Genomic DNA, 16,126 nt, shown 5'->3' with positions numbered 1-16,126 from the left:
TGCATTCCAATGTGGGAGCGGGCTTGCTCGCGAAAGGGCCCTCCTTGTGACCGCACATCTGCTGAACACCTTTTCTGAAACATCTGTCGACTACCCGGGTCCATTGCAGCTGCTAGGCTCCATCTCAAGTTTCACTCGACAGAATTCATCCCCATGTTCACGCGAATGCTACTTTTTTGTGGTCTGTGCATGGCCGCCGCTTCGGCGACGGCCATGACGATCTACAAGTCCACCGATGCCAATGGCGTGGTCTCCTACAGCGACTTCCCCACCAGCAAAAACTCCAAGCTGTTTATTTTTCGCGATGGCATGGTCGAGCACCTTGAGCGCCAGGTGCGCCTGGTCATCATGAAGAAGAACGGCGTGGACAGCGTGTACGTGCGCAATGACCTGTATGCGCCGGTCGAGGTCGAACTGAGTTTCGCCGGGGTGAAGAACGCCAGCGGGGTGCCGGGGCGTACGATTCGGCGCGTGATACCGCAACGCACCAGCGTTCGCCTGGCGCAGCTCACGGCGAAAAACGCCGGAACGCCACTCGCCTACGTTCCGAAGTTCAATTACTCCCTGGGTGACCCCTCAGGGGTCGCCGTGGGCTATCGCTACCCCTTGCCCTGGCGTGGCGGGCCGTTCCGGATCAGTCAGGGCGCCAACGGGCCTTACAGCCACTTTGGGCCCAAGAGCCGTTACGCCATCGACATTGCGATGCCTGAGGGCACACCGATCATTGCCGCGCGAGGCGGTGTGGTGGTGAAAACGGAAAATCGCCAGAGCGGGCGCGGCACCGATGCATCCGGCAATTTCGTGCGGGTGCTGCACGATGACGGGACCATGGGTGTTTATCTGCACCTGAAGAAAGGCTCGGTCTGCGTTCGGGAAGGTCAGCGGGTAACGGTGGGCAGTGCGTTGGCGTTGTCCGGTAACACCGGCAACAGCACCGGGCCGCATTTGCACTTCGTGGTGCAGCGCAATACCGGGCTGGGGCTGGTGTCGATTCCGTACCAGTTCAACCAGCCAGTCAGCGCACTGCCCAACTTTGCGTTGGGCAGTAGGAGCCGGCTTGCTGGCGATGAACGATAACGCGGTATCACAGAGTTACCGCAACCCCGTTTATTCACACATACCAGCTTACGACTGCTGCGCAGCCGAGCGGGGGCAAGCCCCCTCGCCACAAGAGCTCGCCACCACAACCGCAATCAATCGAGCATCAACACCTTGGCCAGGACAATCTTCGGCCCTTTCATCTTCTTGATGATGATTCGCAGGCCTTCGACTTCCAGCACTTCTTCCTCTTCGGGTACGCGCTTGAGGCTCTCGTAGACCAGTCCGGCCAGGGTTTCGGCTTCGACATGGTCGAGGTCGATGCCCAGCAGTCGCTCAACCTTGAACAGCGGCGTATCGCCCCGCACCAGCAGCTTGCCCGGCTGATACGCGAGGATCCCGCGTTCGGCCTTGCGGTGTTCGTCCTGGATGTCGCCTACCAGCACTTCCAGCACGTCTTCCATGGTCAGGTAGCCGATGATGTTGCCGTCGGCCTCTTCGACCACGGCGAAGTGCGAGCCGCCCTTGCGGAACTGCTCCAGCAATTGCGACAGCGGCATGTGCCGGGATACGCGCTCCAGCGGGCGGGTCAGTTCGGCCAGGTTGAACGACTCGGGAATGTGGTCCAGCGCCGCCAGCTCCAGCAGCAGGTCCTTGATGTGCAGCAGGCCGACGAACTCCTGGCGCTCGCTGTCGTATACCGGATAGCGGCTGAACTTGTGGCGACGGAACATCGCCAGGATCTGCTTGAGCGGTGCGTTGAACTCCAGGGTTACCAGGTCTTCGCGGGAATTGGCCCAGTCGACCACTTCCAGCTCACCCATTTCCACCGCCGAGGCCAATACACGCATGCCTTGGTCGCTCGGGTCCTGGCCACGGCTGGAGTGCAGGATCAGTTTCAGCTCTTCACGGCTGTAGTGATGCTCGTGGTGCGGGCCAGGTTCACCTTGGCCGGCAATGCGCAGGATGGTGTTGGCGCTGGCGTTGAGCAGGTAGATGGCCGGGTACATGGCCCAGTAGAACAGGTACAGCGGCACGGCGGTCCACAGCGACAGCAATTCGGGTTTGCGGATCGCCCAGGATTTCGGGGCCAGTTCGCCGACCACGATGTGCAGGTACGAAATGATGAAGAACGCGGTGAAAAACGAGATGCCCTTGACCACTTCGGCCGACTCGACGCCGACCGCGCTCAACAGCGGCTCAAGAATATGGGCAAACGCGGGTTCACCGACCCAGCCCAGGCCCAGGGAGGCGAGGGTGATACCCAGTTGGCAGGCCGACAGGTACGCATCGAGCTGACTGTGCACGGTGCGCAGGATGTGTCCGCGCCAGCCGTTTTTGTCAGCGATGGCCTCGACCCGGGTCGAGCGCAGTTTGACCATGGCAAATTCCGCCGCAACGAAAAATCCGTTGAGCAAAACCAGGATCAGAGCAAAAAGAATCATGCCGAAGTCGGCGAAAATTGTAGCGAGGGTCAAGCCAGGGGAAGGGTCCATGATGGAGTTTTGCGGGTTCCGTGTATTCGAAAGGGAAGTAGTAACCGCGCCTGAAAAGGCAGGCACAAGTCAGCCAATGTAGCGGCTGACTGAGTGATTGCCTAGTGGCGCATGCTGGCCGGTATCAATCAGTGGTGCTGATAACCCGGGATTTGGTGACCTGAGCCGGGGCAAAGTGGCAGGTAAAGGTACTGCCGTGGCCCGGTACGCTGCTGATTTCCATCCGTGCCCGATGTCGTAACAAAACGTGTTTGACGATCGCCAGCCCCAGGCCGGTGCCGCCGGTGTTGGAGTTGCGGCTGGAGTCGACGCGGTAGAAGCGTTCGGTCAGGCGGGGCAGGTGTTTGTTATCGATGCCGATCCCGGAATCCTGCACGCTCAGGTGCGCTCCCTGGTCATCGCCCCACCAGCGAATGCGGATGTTGCCTTCGGCCGGGGTGTATTTCACCGCGTTGAACACCAGGTTGGAAAACGCGCTGCGCAACTCCGCCTCGCTGCCCTTGAGCAGAATCGTCGGGTCGGCTTCCAGGGTGATTTTCTGGTTTTTCTGGCCGGACAACTGCTGCGCGTCGCTCCTGATCGATTGCAGCAAGCCGTCGATCGGTACCGGCTGGTTGTCCGACGGATAATCGGTGGCTTCCAGCTTGGCCAGCAGCAACAGGTCGTTGAGCAAGGTTTGCATGCGCCCACCTTGTTGCTGCATCTGCTGCAAGGCCCGGATCCAGCGCGGGTTCACCTCGTCGACGTTATCGAGCAGGGTTTCCAGGTAGCCGCAGATCACCGTCAGCGGAGTGCGCAGTTCATGGGAGACGTTGGCGATGAAGTCTTTGCGCATTTGTTCCAGCTGATGGATGCGCGTCACATCGCGCACCAGCATCAAGTGTTCGTTGTTGCCATAACGGGTGATGTACAGCTGGATGCGCACGCGGTCGTTGGTCGGCGAGGGGATTTCCAGCGGCTCGGCGTAACTGTCTTGCTCGAAGTATTCCTTGAAGCGCGGATGGCGCACCAGATTGGTCACCGGTTGGCCGCTGTCCTGTGGCGTCTTGAGGCCCAGCAGGGTTTCGGCGGCACGGTTCCACCATTCCAGGTTGCCGTCGCTGTCGAGCATGATCACTGCGTCTTTCAGCGCGGCGGTGGATTCCTGAACCCGGTCGATCACCGCTTGCAGGCGCCCGCGTACCCGTTGGTCGCGGCGTTGCAGGTGGTAGATGCTGTCGAAGACCTCGCCCCACAGGCCGTAGCCGTCGGGTGGCGCTTCATCGGGTTTGTGCAGGCGCAGCCACTCGTGCAGACGCAGCAATTGCTTGAGGGTCCAGGCCAGGTAGAGACCCAGGCCTGCGGCGAGGCTCCAGCCGTAGTAGCCGGTGATCAGGCCGATCACCAGGCAGGCGGTGACCAGCAGCAGCATGTGGCGAATCAGGGTGCCATGCCAGTTTTGGTTCACGAAAAAAATACGTCCTTGAGAGTGGAACCACTGCGATCATCAGGCCTTGGTTGAGAACCGGTAGCCGGTGCCGCGCACGGTTTGTACCAGATTTTCGTATGCATCGCCGAGGGCTTTGCGCAGGCGTCGAATGTGTACGTCAACGGTGCGCTCTTCGACGTAGACGTTGCCGCCCCAGACCTGATCCAGCAACTGCCCACGGGTGTAGGCGCGTTCCTGGTGGGTCATGAAGAATTGCAGCAAGCGGTATTCGGTCGGGCCCATCTCGGCAGGTCGGCCGTCGATGGTCACGCGGTGGCTGATCGGGTCCAGCAACAGGCCGCCGACTTCGATTGGCGCTTCGCCATCGGTCGGACCGGCGCGGCGCAGCACGGCTTTCAGGCGCGCTACCAGCTCACGTGGGGAAAACGGTTTGGTGATGTAGTCGTCGGCGCCGACTTCCAGGCCCTGGATCTTGTTGTCCTCTTCACCTTTGGCGGTGAGCATGATGATCGGGATGTCCCCGGTCAGTTCATCGCGCTTGAGACGACGGGCCAGTTCGATGCCGGACGTGCCGGGCAGCATCCAGTCGAGCAGGATCAGGTCCGGTTTGCGGTCGACGATAATGGCATGGGCCTGCTGGGAGTTTTCAGCCTCCAGGCAGTCATAGCCGGCCATTTCCAATGCTACGGCGATCATTTCGCGAATAGGCGCTTCGTCGTCGACGATCAGAATGCTCCTGCCAACCATGCCTTTAATCCTCTTGTCATTTAACTGTCTTGCGCCGCATTAGATAACGGAATTATTGCAGTCGTGTGACAGTATTTTAGTCGGCCGGCGATTGACTGGATCCTGGGCTAAGCTCTAAGTCCGAATCCTGACAACCACAAAAGGAAGGTTTCAAATGACTCTACACTCGCAATCCTTCAAGGCTCTGCTGTTGGCCGCTGCCCTGGCATTGCCTTCGATGGCCTTCGCCGCCGAACCGGGCATGATGAAAGACGGCATGATGACCGACCACAAAGGGATGACCCTGTACACCTTCGACAAGGACGCGGGCGGCAAGTCGATGTGCAACGGCGACTGCGCCAAGTACTGGCCGCCAATGATGGCGCCGGCGGGTGCCAAGGCCGAAGGTAAATGGACAGTCGTCAAGCGTGACGATGGCTCGATGCAATGGGCCTATGGCGGCAAGCCGCTGTACTACTACGAGGACGACAAAAAACCCGGAGACATGACGGGTGACAAGAAAAAAGACGTCTGGCACGTCGTTCACGAGCATATGTAACGGTTGTAGCCTGCCGCACCAGATCGCTGCCTTCGTTGCTCTGCAGGAGCTGCTGAAGGCGGCGAACTTTTTGATGCTTCAACGCAACGCGTAATCCAGCACAATCCCGACGAAAATCGCCAAACCCGCCCAGTGATTGTGCAAAAACGCCTTGAAGCAGCGCATGCGGTCCTTGCCGCGGGTGTACCAGAACTCCCACGCAAAGCAGCCCGCCGCCACTAGTAATCCGAGGTGGAACCAGCCACCCAGGTCGAACTTCGAACCCGCCAGCAACAGGCAACCCAGCGCCAGCCCTTGCAGAGTCAGGATGATCACCCGGTCTGCATCGCCAAACAGAATTGCCGTGGATTTCACCCCGATCTTCAGGTCGTCATCGCGGTCAGTCATCGCGTAATACGTGTCGTAACCCACGGTCCACATCAGGTTGGCGATCCACAGCAGCCACGCGACTGCTGGCAGTTCACCGGTTTCTGCGGTGAACGCCATCGGCATGCCCCACGAAAACGCCATGCCCAGAACCACTTGCGGGTAATAGGTGTAGCGCTTCATGAACGGATACGTAAACGCCAGCGCCAAGCCGCCGAATGACAGCCAAATGGTCGCGGCGTTGGTGCACAGCACCAACAGGAAGCTCACGCCCATCAGCAGCGCGAAGAACACCAACGCCTCTTTCGAGCTGATTTTACCGGCGGCCAAGGGCCGTTGCGCAGTGCGTTTGACGTGGCCATCGACCTTGCGGTCCGCCCAGTCATTGATCACGCAACCGCCAGCGCGGGTCAGCACCACGCCGAGGACGAAAATCACGATATTGGCCAGGGACGGTGAACCCTTCCCGGCAATCCACAGCGCCCACAGCGTCGGCCACAGCAGCAAGTAAATGCCGATCGGCTTGTCCATGCGGGTCAACTGAATGAAGTCCCAGGCCCGAGGGTTCAAGCGGTTCAAAGACTTGAGCAGGCTTTGGTACATCAACGGTTCTCCGATTGGGCGCGGACAGCGTTCCACAGGGTCGGCAGGAAAATTTCGGCCACCAGCACGCTCAGTGCGCCACGGTCAAAGCGTGAACGGCGACCCCATAACTCCGGCGCCTGCACCTCGCCCGGCAGCCACGCTTGAGGGTAATGACACACCTCGATGGCCCGGCGCTGAAAGGCCTGATCGCAAAACAGCAGTTCTCCCAACGAGCGGCTACCCAATTCGTCCATGTGCAAGCCATCACCCTGCAATGCACTGCGTGCCGCAACGCTGCGGGCAAACACCAAGGCTTCACCATGACCGCGCAAATATACCTCGCGGACCCAGCCCTCGCTGCCTTCGGCCAGGTCCAGCGCTGCACATTCGTCGGCGCGCAACGGCTGCCAGCCTTCGAACAACGGCGTGACGCTGAAGGCATCATTCGTCAGGTGAATAAGGCGCCTGGTCAGCGAGCCATTATCGAACAGCCAGTCGAGGATAGACGTGTCGGGGAGGGGCGTCAGCTGGCTTTGAGGGAGCCAGAGCGGGGGCATGGAGGGGGATTCTGTGTGTTGCACAATGAGTCATTATTGGCAGCAAAGGAGGCGGCGAGCTTAACATGTCAGCCGCTGATTTTGATTGAAATGGCCCGCCGTTGCGCCGAACAGACTTGCATCTGCCCGGCCCCATCAGTACAAAACGCCCTGAGCCGGACGGCAGCGCTGCAACCATCGACCGTTCGCGCCGGCAAAACGCCTGAACCCTGAGGAAGTACCTGAATGAAAAAGTGGCAATGTATCGTCTGCGGCCTGATCTACAACGAAGCCGACGGTTGGCCGGATGACGGCATTGCGCCGGGAACTCGCTGGGAAGATGTCCCGGCAGACTGGCTGTGCCCGGACTGTGGTGTGGGCAAAATGGATTTCGAAATGATCGAAATCAACTAATCCAGAACAAGAGGAGTAAGGAATGAACGCACCTGTGGTCATCGTGGGGACCGGGCTGGCCGGCTACAACGTCGCCCGTGAGTTTCGCAAGCTGGACAGCGAAACCCCGCTGCTGCTGATTACCGCCGATGACGGGCGCTCCTACTCCAAGCCGATGCTCTCCACCGGTTTCGGTAAAAACAAGGATGCCGACGGCCTGAGCATGGCCGAACCCGGCGCCATGGCCGAACAACTCAAGGCGGAAATACGCACCCACACGCGCATCAGCGGCATCGATCCGGGTCACAAACGCCTGTGGATCGGCGAAGAAGCGGTGGCCTATCGCGACCTGATCCTGGCCTGGGGCGCCGAAACCGTGCGCGTGCCCATTGAAGGTGACGCGGCAGACTGCGTCTTCCCGATCAACGACTTGGAAGACTACGCACGCTTTCGCGCAGCCGCCGCCGGCAAGCGTCGCGTGTTGTTGCTCGGCGCCGGCCTGATCGGCTGCGAGTTCGCCAACGACCTGACCCTGGGCGGCTACGAAGTGCAACTGGTTGCACCGTGCGAACAAGTCATGCCGACCCTGTTGCACCCGGCGGCAGCGGCGGCGGTGCAGGCTGGCCTGGAAAGCCTTGGTGCGCGCTTCCACCTCGGGCCGGTGCTCAATCGCCTGCAGCGCGTGGCGGACGGCCTCGAAGCGCACCTATCCGATGGCCAGGTGATCCCTTGCGACGTGGTGGTCTCGGCCATTGGCCTGCGTCCACGCGTTGACCTCGCGGCTGCGGCCGGTCTGCAGATCAACCGCGGCATCGTGGTCGACCGGCACCTGAAAACCTCCCACGCCAACATCTACGCCCTTGGCGACTGTGCCGAGGTCGACGGGCTGAATCTGTTGTATGTCATGCCCCTGATGAGCTGTGCGCGAGCGCTGGCGCAAACCCTGGCTGGCAACCCGACCGCCGTCACCTATGGCCCGATGCCGATCACCGTCAAAACCCCGGTCTGCCCGTTGGTGGTGTCCCCGCCGCCACGAGGCGCAGAGGGCATCTGGACCGTCGAAGGGCAGGGCGCCGACATCAAGGTTCTATGCCGTGATGCCGCGGGCAAGCTGCTCGGTTACGCACTCACGGGTGCCGCCGTAATGGAAAAACTGGCCCTGAACAAAGAGCTTCCGGCCCTGCTGGCATAAATACCGGTCGTTCTGTCGGAATCACCCCTCTTTTGCCCCAACAAAGGCCGCGCCGATACTGGCGCGGCTCGTCACTGCGTGCCATCCTCACTCCCGTCTGCCGCAGAGTAGAGCACCTGCGGCGCTTTTGGCGCTGCTCCGCAGAGAGCAGCACGGACATAACAACAACAAACCGTCAAAGGGGCTTCACTCATATGCGTAAACCAGACCTCGCTGCAGCCATTGCTGAAAAAGCAGACCTCACCAAAGAACAAGCCAACCGCGTTCTCAACGCCGTACTTGAAGAAATCACCGGTGCCCTGCACCGCAAAGACAGCGTGACGCTGGTAGGCTTCGGCACCTTCCTGCAACGCCATCGCGGTGCCCGCACCGGCAAAAACCCGCAAACCGGCGAGCCCGTCAAAATCAAGGCCAGCAACACCGTTGCGTTCAAGCCAGGCAAATCGTTGAAAGACAGCGTTAATCCGTAATACGTATTCACCTCCCGCGTAGCGGGGGAGTGGAATAAAAAATGGGCACGCCAACCAGGGTTGGGTGCCCATTTTTTGTGGGGTTAACAGAATTCGTTGAAATCCGCCTCCCTGAAATCTGGCTTAAAGGTCTGAAAAACTGTAGGGCTTAAGTTCGGTAATTTGAGACAGCAGGAGCAGATGCTCCACCGCCTTCACCTTCTCTAGATGATCGAGGGTGTCCGGGCCGCCGAACATCAGCGCTGGAACAAAGCCGTACATTTCGTCGTGGCGTAGGGTGCCAAGCTTTTTCTTTGCGGGTTTGAACAGGTCGCCATAGTCGTTGGAGTCGACATTCCTGGAAAGCAGAAAACCTTGTAGTTCTCTGTCCATCTCTTCACTCGTAATTTCGAAATTACTAAAAACACATCGAGAAAGCACGCTAGTTATTTTAAGAGAGGCTCCCGTTTTTTCACCCCAGAGGTACAAGTCGCCAAATGCGCTACGAGCAATCAAGTGGTAAGCATCACGCTCTTCATATTTCGTGCCTACAAGCCAAGACGCAACTACCCCATCGTATTCCTGGGGGTTCACTATCCAAAAAATGCCGTCACCGTAACCGCACCAGCCGTGTTCGGCCCAGTATTCCAATAACTGATTGGGTAGCTTGCCTCTATAGCGCTCGATACTTGACGCTGGGACTTCCTGTCGATCAACAGGTCCGCCAAATTTCTCTAAAAACCGGGCAAATATTTTGTCCACGCGAAACCTTCTCTTTTTAAGCATCAGCTCACTGATCGGTAATTTCATTGAGATCTGCTTCCTGATACCAGCCTTAAAGGTCTGAGAAACTATAGGGCTGAAGCTCGGTGATCTGAGACAGCAGGATCAGATGCTCCACCGCCTTCACCTTCTCCAGATGATCGAGAGTATCCGGGCCGCCGAACATCAGCGCTGGAACAAAACCGTACATTTCGTCGTGACGCAGGGTGCCGAGCTTTTTCTTCGCGGGTTTGAACAGATCGCCATAATCGTTGGAGTCCACTTCGATCGACAACAGGAAGGCCTGAAGCCCCTTACCCATTTGCTCTCCTGTGTATATAGACGTGTGTGTGGCGTAACGAGAAAGGTGGCTTGTTATATCGAGGGAGGCTCCCGTTTTTTCACCCCAGAGGTACAAATCGCCAAAGGCGCTGCGAGCAATCAGGTGGTAGGTATCAATGGCTTCAAACTTCGTCCCCTCAAGCCAGGACGCTACGACCCCTTCGTATTCCTGAGGATTCACTATCCAAAAAATCCCATTGCCGTAACCACACCAGCCGTGCTCGGCCCAGTACTCCAGCAATTGATTGGGCAGCTTGCCCCTGTAGCGTTCGATACTTGAAACCGGTACTTCTTGACGATCAATGGGCCTGCCAAGCGTCTCCAAAAAAACGGAAAATGTCTCATCCATTCTTTTTCTCCTTAACATTTATGAAGATTGACATTGAGATATGTTTGCCCACGTAAAGGCGTTGGTACTGCTTCCGCAGCATTTTTTAAACTTGCAACTTTTGGTCTCCACTGAGGGCCAATACTGGAGTTGACTTGTCGATCACCGAAGTCCGCAATGATATCTTTGCCGCCGGCACTCAAATCAGGATTATGCAGCCCCGCAAGGTTTGACATTGTTTCCTTGACTTTTTTTATACTCTCTGCTTTCGCCGCTTTGGCACCCATCGTTTGCAAAAATTCTTCGTTGAACCGTCTTTGCAGGTTGGTTTGTAAAGTGTTGCGAGCCTGCTTGGCAGCCGCTCGGCTACGCTTCACCGGATTGGCAATATTCTCCAGATACTCATCCACCGTCAGCCGATTCAGCCCGTCCTCTTGCCCCTTCAACTGCCGCTCGAACTCTCCGATTTTAGACGCCGGCATCTTGTCCGCTTTAAAACATTCGACTTTATGAAGCGGCATGGCGTTCGGTTTGTCACGAGGCGCATCTTTGTCTTTTCCAGATGGACGATGTGCTGGCGGCGCAGGCTCCTGCGGGCTGAGTGCACCTCTGCGCGGCCCTGCGGTTTGCAGGTCTGGTCGTTTTTTCAGTGCATCTTCATGTTTGAGCATCCATTCGCCCAGCCGTGCCCCTTTGGGGCTTGCTCGCATTTCCTGGGCAAGGACGTTTGCATTGCCTCGACCGCGGGTGATGTAAGCAACGATGGCGCCCAGCAGCAGGACGACAACTTCCACATGACCCAGGGCGATGTGATGGGCAGCCCTGCCTTCGGCAAAAGGATCGTCCTGGCTGAACGGGTTCAACCCTTCCTCGCCACGTGGGCCTTTCCACGCGATGTTGATGCCCGTCAGGTAATACTCGCCAATGCGCGGCAAACCCTCGACGAAAAACTCAGCGACGGACGTCAGACCAAGTATCCCTAATATCCAGGTGCTGACTTGCAATCCCATTGCGGCGCCAGCGGCACCCATGGGAATGGCACCTGCCCCTCCGAGGAATGCGCCTACTCCCGCACCAATTGCTCCTCCGGTCAGCACACTGCCGGCGACGATCATTGCCATTTGTGTAACGACATCGATCAGCTCGTTGAGGATGCTGGAGATGTCGATGTCAGAGAAGCGTTGCCTCAACAAGCGACCTGCTTCCCACTCGGCGTGGATGAACGCAGTCCTGACGCTTTTGATTCGGCGGATGTTGAGAGAGAGGGAGGGGGCGGGCTCGTTGAAATGCGTGCGAAAGCTGGCTCCTCCTTGGTAACCCATTTCATGGGTTATACGGTTTTCAATGTCGTGCCACGTGGGCACGAAGCGCCATAAAAGCATTCGATTGTCTCCCTGACAATTCGCCCGTTAGTGGACCAGTAACTCCGGTGTCCATGACCGAAATACGCTAACAAGAAATTGGAGGGGGTGATGTAGGAAGACTCTCCTGCAACGGTCAGAAACTTCCTGCATTTCAGAATGTTGCATGTCCAAAAGAGGGAGCCAAGCTGGCACTTGGGTGTTTTCCCAGAGTCGTGGCACGTGGGATTTGATGTCGATCAATGTGATGCGCAGTCAAAGAAAACCCCGATTGCTGGTGACATCAAACGGGTTTGTTTTTCTGCTTTGCGAGTCAGATGATTCTGCTTTTTTGCTGGGTGAGAATCGCCGCCATTTCCGGTTCGTCCAGATGATCCAGTGCTTGCTCTACCAGTAAATGCGCGCCGTCAGCCATGCGACTGATCGCCAGGGCAACCGAACGGCATGAGCCGTCTACATCATCGGCCAGGTCAGCGGCGATGACGCTGATGGAGAGCAGATCTTCTGAGGCGTTGGCCAGAAGTGCTTCAGTGTTGATGTGAGGACAGACGCTGAAGAGTTGGCCGTTGCGTTTCGGTTGTTTCTGTTTGGCTTGGGGGGTGTGGTGGTTGAAGGTGCATTCGACCGCTTCATTGGTCACTTTGGAATTGGGAGATTCGCAGGGGGATGTGGCTTCGTTGTCAGGGGGGTTGGGTGTTGGTTTGAACATGGATGTCGCTTCCTGGAATTAAGAGGCTGGCACCGTTTCGCTTTGCACTTCGAAAGAGGTGGCAGCTGTGCGTTGGTGTGCAAGACCGGTCCAGGTGCCCGGCAGACCCGAAGGTCTCCGACGCACAGCCGCCATGACGATCCGCGAGCATAGGAAAACGCTCGGTGAATTGCCATCAACGATGTGCACCTGAATCGGACTTGCACGTCCGAATCACCGATTTTGCGGTGACTTAAAGAGGTTATCGGTACCGTTCAAAATCGCCTAGTTCACGCATGCCCCGGCGTTGCGAAGGAAATGTCCGAGAAGTCTGCGAGGTGCAAGATCAAAAGATCGCAGCCTTCGGCAGCTCCTACAGGAATGTGTTTCTACAGGTGTAGGAGCGCCACGGGATGCATTCCCACGCATGAGCACAGGCGCATCTTGGGATTGATGAGCGTTACTTATTAGCAGATTGCCCGATGAAAAATCCGACATTGCTGGCAGTGTTCAGGTTTGTTTTTGTTCGGTACTGAGCCAGCCAGCGGCGCTTGTATTTTAGTGGACACCGCATGCCGTTCACTTTGCCGCCCGACTCCGGATTATTCTAAATGGGTCTTACCAACTGACAGTTATGACAGTTAAAAGGGGTCGGCCGATGTTTTATAAAAGAGTCTCTTTAAACATTGGCAAGGTGACCGAAATGATCTCGAACGCTGCAACTGCAAAGGCTTTGATCCCTCTGACAATCCCGGCGCCAATCAAAACTCTCTTTGACGACATTTCATTTGCGCGTGTGGCGGCCGTGCATATTTCAGCGGCCACGGGCACGCCGGTGACGATCGAGGACACGGTAACGCAGGACATGTTGGATAAAGTGACGGTGTTGCGAGTGATGAGCGGGGACCCGATAAAAATCACCAGCCTGCGAGGTATTGGGCATCTGCGCAACTTGCAGGACGTGATGATAGAAAAACAATTTGTCACTCGTCTGCCTGAAGACTTCGGGACATTGGCAAAGTTGACGTCAGCGTACTTCGTCAACAGCGCACTCAAATCAATTCCAGACTGGGTCGGAAATCTCACAAGCCTGATCAACCTGAACCTGAGTTCTCAATCGCCGCTGGGCATTATGAGAGGTGGTATTCCAGAGTCGATCGGTAACCTGACAAAACTGGAACGCTTCGACGTGGGCAATAACAATAACCTGTGCGGCAAACTGCCGGATTCCTTTGCCAGGTTGACCTCCCTCAAAGACCTGTTGGTTCAGAGCAACGGGTTTGAAGACCTGACCGTCTTGAATGCCATGCCTTCGACCACCACCCTCAATGTCCGCAATCAAGCCTTGGGCACTTTTGAGTTGGGCAATGTGGCGCAAAACAGTTTGCTGCCCATCAGGCTGCCGGAAATATTTGTGCAGGCCCAGACGCCGGGTGACGTCCTGTATCAGCAGGGCGGTGTCGATATCGTGGGTAGTCCAGGTGCGTATCTGGATGAAAACCGGCGCTATGTGCATTTGCCGACCAACACTCTTGGCGCGTCCGAGGTGATGCTGGCTATTCATGGGCGGCTGACCAATGTGAGTTATCGCTACATGGTGACCGCGTAACGGCCAACCGGCCTTCTGGCTATGCGAATGAAGTGACCTGACATAAGCCGTGCGCAGGAACGCGACAGAGCCTTCCGCGCACGGATCTTTAACCTGGCAGGGGCGTCGGAGAGTGTCATGGTGAGTGAATTTGTCGGGTTCTTGATGGGGTCGACGCTCCTGATAATGTGTAAGCGCCTGGAAAAACACAGCCTTCGGAAGTCTCGCGTGCAGAAGCTTCGTCAATGACTTGGTAGTCATCAGCGTCAAAAATTGCAGCATCTTCTCCGAAATAAAGCAGATGGTGGCGTTCTATGTTTTAGCCGTTACACTGCCCTCGCCGTTTATTTTTCTTTCGAGGCTGTGCGCATGAAATTTCGTTTTCTGCTGTGGATGCTGGGTTTGTTGATGGGTAAGGCCAGCCGGACCAATCCGGCGTTTCAGCAGCAGTTGGGCGACAAGGACCTGGTGTTTCAGCTGCAAACCCTGGACGGGAAGGTGGCTCGGCATTTCGGCGTGAAGGACCAGCGCATCACCAGTCACTCGGGTGTGCATGCCGAGCCTGCGTTTGCGATTGCCTTCAAAGACGCGGCTTATGGCTTTGCCACGATGCAGGCGAAGAACAAGCAATTGGCATTCATGACGGGGATTCAGGATAAGTCGATCCAGATCAAGGGCAACCCGGCGCTGGTGATCTGGTTCCAGGGGCTGACCAAGTATTTGAAGCCGAAGAAGGCGTAGGAGCGAGCTTGCTCGCGAGAAACTCAAGTACCCCGCGTTTATCCAGGATGCACGCGTCATTGTTGACGACCTTCGCGGGCAAGCCCGCTCCTACAGCATTCATGTGATCCCTGTAGGAGCGTGTCTTGCCCGCGGTGCTTTTCAGCCTTGAGTGAATTGCGAGGCCAGTTCGCGCAGCAGCACTTCGGCTTCCAGAACCTTGCTGACCACGTCGTTGGCTTTTTCACGGCTCAGGCCGAGGCGTTCCAACAGTACGTCCGGGATGTCTTCGTCCGGGCCGGAGCCGATGCCGCGGCTGCGCAGCAGGCGTACCGACAGGCACACCAGGTTCGGGTACTCAGCGAAGTCGCCGTCGTAGTGTGGATCGTGCTGGAAGCGCAGGGCGGTGGCCAGTTCTTCGGGCATGTCCCAGTAACGCATCAGCCACGAGCCGATCTGTTCCCGGCTGATGCCCAGCAGGTGTTGTTCCACAAAGCTGTGGCACAGGTGCGGGTTGACCTCCAAGTGGCGGCAGATCAGCGAGAAGTGCGGCGGGAACACGTGGGCCAGCAGCAGGTAGCCGAAGTTGTGCAGCAGGCCGGCCAGATAGGTCAGGCCGGCTTCCGGTCGCTGGGCGCGAGGCATGGCGCGGGTCAGGCCTTCGATGACAGCTGCGGTATAGATCGATTGCTGCCAGTACGGCGTGGAGTGTTGCGGGTGGTCCTTGGGCAGGCTCAGGGTTTTACCCAGGGCCAGGCCCAGCGCCAGGTTGATCACCAGGTCGAAGCCCAGCACGCGGACGATGGCGTCTTCCACTGAGCGGATCTTGCCCGGCGAGGCGTAGTACGGAGATGCCGCCCAGCTCACCACTTGTGCAGCCAGCGCCGGGTCGGTTTCGACCACGCCGGTGATGTCGTCGATGGTGGCGTTGGGGTCGACACGCAGCTTGATGATTTTCTGTGCGGTTTCAGCCAGCGGCGGAATTTCGATGGTCGCTTCCAGTCGTTGCTGGATGCGTCGTGCGGTGAATGCTTGAACGGCCTGGGTGATTTCCTGGCGGTCATCATCGGGGCGATCAAGGTTCGGGCGAATGCTGCTCAGGTTTTCGCCAAAATTGGCGGCACTGGCCTTGGTCAGCATGGTCGTCTTGAAGTCTTCGCTGGAGATTTCCAGCAGCACGCCCGGCTCACCGGAGTTGATCAGCAACTTCGGCTCGCGCAGCAGGCTTTCGTCGTACAGGCACGGTGAACTGGTCAGCGCGGGCAGGCCTGGCAGCAAGCTGAGATTGTGCTTGCCGAGCATTTTCGTCAGGCGTTCGGTCGGTACGGCGGTGAGGCGGCGACCGGTGAGTTCAGTGAGACGATTGAGGTCCAGCAATTGGCTCTGCGGGAACAGCACCATCAGTGCGCCTACGCTGTCATCGAGTAGAACGGCCTGCACTTTGCGCGCGGCATTGAGGCCGTGATGGTCCAGCACTTCTTCGTAGGCGATGCCCAACTTGCCCAGCATCAGCCGAATAACCGACGGAGCGTGCGGGGTGTCGGGTGCGAAGGCAACTTCGGTCATGG

The 16,126-nt window shown here is 57.7% G+C and carries 17 protein-coding genes; 7 read left to right on the top strand and 10 right to left on the bottom strand.

What is annotated here, in order from left to right; all coding sequences use genetic code 11:
• Positions 1-153: 153 nt before the first annotated feature.
• The gene (locus QMK54_RS30645) at positions 154-1,077 is read left to right on the top strand and encodes a peptidoglycan DD-metalloendopeptidase family protein (protein WP_320401809.1); all 924 of its coding nucleotides are present in this window, start codon (positions 154-156) and stop codon (positions 1,075-1,077) included.
• Positions 1,078-1,193: 116 nt separating this feature from the next.
• Here QMK54_RS30645 and QMK54_RS30640 read toward each other — a convergent pair whose 3' ends face one another.
• From QMK54_RS30640 to phoB, 3 genes are all read right to left on the bottom strand, one after another.
• Complete coding sequence (locus QMK54_RS30640; protein WP_104450297.1) at positions 1,194-2,534, bottom strand: hemolysin family protein; 1,341 nt, start codon at positions 2,532-2,534, stop codon at positions 1,194-1,196.
• Positions 2,535-2,658: 124 nt separating this feature from the next.
• Positions 2,659-3,945, bottom strand: a complete 1,287-nt coding sequence (phoR, locus tag QMK54_RS30635; RefSeq protein WP_320402958.1) for a phosphate regulon sensor histidine kinase PhoR — start codon at positions 3,943-3,945, stop codon at positions 2,659-2,661.
• Positions 3,946-4,020: 75 nt separating this feature from the next.
• Positions 4,021-4,710, bottom strand: coding sequence for a phosphate regulon transcriptional regulator PhoB (gene phoB, locus QMK54_RS30630; RefSeq protein WP_003229608.1), 690 nt, complete (start codon positions 4,708-4,710; stop codon positions 4,021-4,023).
• A gap of 154 nt (positions 4,711-4,864) precedes the next feature.
• Here phoB and QMK54_RS30625 point away from each other — a divergent pair, with 154 nt between their 5' ends.
• Positions 4,865-5,248, top strand: coding sequence for a hypothetical protein (locus QMK54_RS30625; protein ID WP_110656978.1), 384 nt, complete (start codon positions 4,865-4,867; stop codon positions 5,246-5,248).
• A 78-nt stretch (positions 5,249-5,326) separates the two neighbouring features.
• Here QMK54_RS30625 and ubiA read toward each other — a convergent pair whose 3' ends face one another.
• Both ubiA and QMK54_RS30615 read right to left on the bottom strand, forming a co-directional pair.
• Positions 5,327-6,217 carry a 4-hydroxybenzoate octaprenyltransferase gene (gene ubiA / locus QMK54_RS30620; protein WP_110656976.1) on the bottom strand — a complete coding sequence of 297 codons (891 nt, stop codon included), beginning with the start codon at positions 6,215-6,217 and terminating at the stop codon, positions 5,327-5,329.
• Positions 6,217-6,756 (bottom strand): chorismate--pyruvate lyase family protein, encoded by a 540-nt coding sequence (locus QMK54_RS30615; protein ID WP_413787354.1) that lies wholly within the window; start codon positions 6,754-6,756, stop codon positions 6,217-6,219. The genes ubiA and QMK54_RS30615 overlap by 1 nt, the downstream gene beginning before the upstream one ends.
• A gap of 225 nt (positions 6,757-6,981) precedes the next feature.
• On the opposite strand from QMK54_RS30615, the gene QMK54_RS30610 reads away from it, so the two are divergent.
• From QMK54_RS30610 to QMK54_RS30600, 3 genes are all read left to right on the top strand, one after another.
• Positions 6,982-7,149 (top strand): rubredoxin, encoded by a 168-nt coding sequence (locus tag QMK54_RS30610; RefSeq protein WP_003177199.1) that lies wholly within the window; start codon positions 6,982-6,984, stop codon positions 7,147-7,149.
• Between the two features lie 22 nt (positions 7,150-7,171).
• Entirely contained in the window at positions 7,172-8,320 is a 1,149-nt protein-coding gene (locus QMK54_RS30605) for an NAD(P)/FAD-dependent oxidoreductase (protein WP_110656972.1), read from the top strand.
• A gap of 194 nt (positions 8,321-8,514) precedes the next feature.
• A complete protein-coding gene (locus tag QMK54_RS30600; RefSeq protein ID WP_003195589.1) occupies positions 8,515-8,790 on the top strand; it encodes an HU family DNA-binding protein in 276 nt (91 codons plus the stop codon).
• 123 nt (positions 8,791-8,913) lie between these two features.
• Here the strand turns inward: QMK54_RS30600 and QMK54_RS30595 are convergent, their stop codons facing one another.
• From QMK54_RS30595 to QMK54_RS30580, 4 genes are all read right to left on the bottom strand, one after another.
• Positions 8,914-9,531 carry a GAD-like domain-containing protein gene (locus QMK54_RS30595; RefSeq protein ID WP_110657000.1) on the bottom strand — a complete coding sequence of 206 codons (618 nt, stop codon included), beginning with the start codon at positions 9,529-9,531 and terminating at the stop codon, positions 8,914-8,916.
• Between the two features lie 73 nt (positions 9,532-9,604).
• Complete coding sequence (locus QMK54_RS30590) at positions 9,605-10,222, bottom strand: GAD-like domain-containing protein (protein ID WP_110656970.1); 618 nt, start codon at positions 10,220-10,222, stop codon at positions 9,605-9,607.
• An 11-nt stretch (positions 10,223-10,233) separates the two neighbouring features.
• Positions 10,234-11,583 (bottom strand): DUF6861 domain-containing protein, encoded by a 1,350-nt coding sequence (locus QMK54_RS30585; protein ID WP_320401808.1) that lies wholly within the window; start codon positions 11,581-11,583, stop codon positions 10,234-10,236.
• A gap of 292 nt (positions 11,584-11,875) precedes the next feature.
• Entirely contained in the window at positions 11,876-12,271 is a 396-nt protein-coding gene (locus QMK54_RS30580; RefSeq protein WP_223590404.1) for a DUF6124 family protein, read from the bottom strand.
• 637 nt (positions 12,272-12,908) lie between these two features.
• Here QMK54_RS30580 and QMK54_RS30575 point away from each other — a divergent pair.
• Together QMK54_RS30575 and QMK54_RS30570 are read left to right on the top strand one after the other, a co-directional pair.
• Positions 12,909-13,859, top strand: coding sequence for a leucine-rich repeat domain-containing protein (locus QMK54_RS30575; RefSeq protein WP_223590407.1), 951 nt, complete (start codon positions 12,909-12,911; stop codon positions 13,857-13,859).
• 348 nt (positions 13,860-14,207) lie between these two features.
• Positions 14,208-14,579, top strand: a complete 372-nt coding sequence (locus tag QMK54_RS30570) for a helicase (protein WP_223590410.1) — start codon at positions 14,208-14,210, stop codon at positions 14,577-14,579.
• 141 nt (positions 14,580-14,720) lie between these two features.
• Here QMK54_RS30570 and QMK54_RS30565 read toward each other — a convergent pair whose 3' ends face one another.
• Complete coding sequence (locus QMK54_RS30565) at positions 14,721-16,124, bottom strand: aminoacyl-tRNA deacylase and HDOD domain-containing protein (RefSeq protein WP_110656960.1); 1,404 nt, start codon at positions 16,122-16,124, stop codon at positions 14,721-14,723.
• Positions 16,125-16,126 lie beyond the last annotated feature (2 nt).

The sequence above is a fragment of the Pseudomonas sp. P5_109 genome, from assembly GCF_034009455.1.
GTDB lineage: Bacteria > Pseudomonadota > Gammaproteobacteria > Pseudomonadales > Pseudomonadaceae > Aquipseudomonas.
Note: the sequence above shows the minus strand (reverse complement) of the source record. Positions and strands in the feature narration are given on the sequence as shown.

Excerpts from the sequence above, each read along its gene's own strand:
- ubiA (WP_110656976.1), bottom strand. The coding sequence starts at position 6,217 with ATGTACCAAAGCCTGCTCAAGTCTTTGAACCGCTTGAACCCTCGGGCC.
- QMK54_RS30580 (WP_223590404.1), bottom strand. The coding sequence starts at position 12,271 with ATGTTCAAACCAACACCCAACCCCCCTGACAACGAAGCCACATCCCCC.
- QMK54_RS30625 (WP_110656978.1), top strand. The coding sequence starts at position 4,865 with ATGACTCTACACTCGCAATCCTTCAAGGCTCTGCTGTTGGCCGCTGCC.
- QMK54_RS30600 (WP_003195589.1), top strand. The coding sequence starts at position 8,515 with ATGCGTAAACCAGACCTCGCTGCAGCCATTGCTGAAAAAGCAGACCTC.
- QMK54_RS30640 (WP_104450297.1), bottom strand. The coding sequence starts at position 2,534 with ATGGACCCTTCCCCTGGCTTGACCCTCGCTACAATTTTCGCCGACTTC.
- QMK54_RS30645 (WP_320401809.1), top strand. The coding sequence starts at position 154 with ATGTTCACGCGAATGCTACTTTTTTGTGGTCTGTGCATGGCCGCCGCT.
- phoB (WP_003229608.1), bottom strand. The coding sequence starts at position 4,710 with ATGGTTGGCAGGAGCATTCTGATCGTCGACGACGAAGCGCCTATTCGC.
- QMK54_RS30610 (WP_003177199.1), top strand. The coding sequence starts at position 6,982 with ATGAAAAAGTGGCAATGTATCGTCTGCGGCCTGATCTACAACGAAGCC.
- QMK54_RS30575 (WP_223590407.1), top strand. The coding sequence starts at position 12,909 with ATGTTTTATAAAAGAGTCTCTTTAAACATTGGCAAGGTGACCGAAATG.
- QMK54_RS30565 (WP_110656960.1), bottom strand. The coding sequence starts at position 16,124 with ATGACCGAAGTTGCCTTCGCACCCGACACCCCGCACGCTCCGTCGGTT.
- QMK54_RS30615 (WP_413787354.1), bottom strand. The coding sequence starts at position 6,756 with ATGCCCCCGCTCTGGCTCCCTCAAAGCCAGCTGACGCCCCTCCCCGAC.
- QMK54_RS30585 (WP_320401808.1), bottom strand. The coding sequence starts at position 11,583 with ATGCTTTTATGGCGCTTCGTGCCCACGTGGCACGACATTGAAAACCGT.
- QMK54_RS30605 (WP_110656972.1), top strand. The coding sequence starts at position 7,172 with ATGAACGCACCTGTGGTCATCGTGGGGACCGGGCTGGCCGGCTACAAC.
- phoR (WP_320402958.1), bottom strand. The coding sequence starts at position 3,945 with ATGCTGCTGCTGGTCACCGCCTGCCTGGTGATCGGCCTGATCACCGGC.
- QMK54_RS30590 (WP_110656970.1), bottom strand. The coding sequence starts at position 10,222 with ATGGATGAGACATTTTCCGTTTTTTTGGAGACGCTTGGCAGGCCCATT.
- QMK54_RS30570 (WP_223590410.1), top strand. The coding sequence starts at position 14,208 with ATGAAATTTCGTTTTCTGCTGTGGATGCTGGGTTTGTTGATGGGTAAG.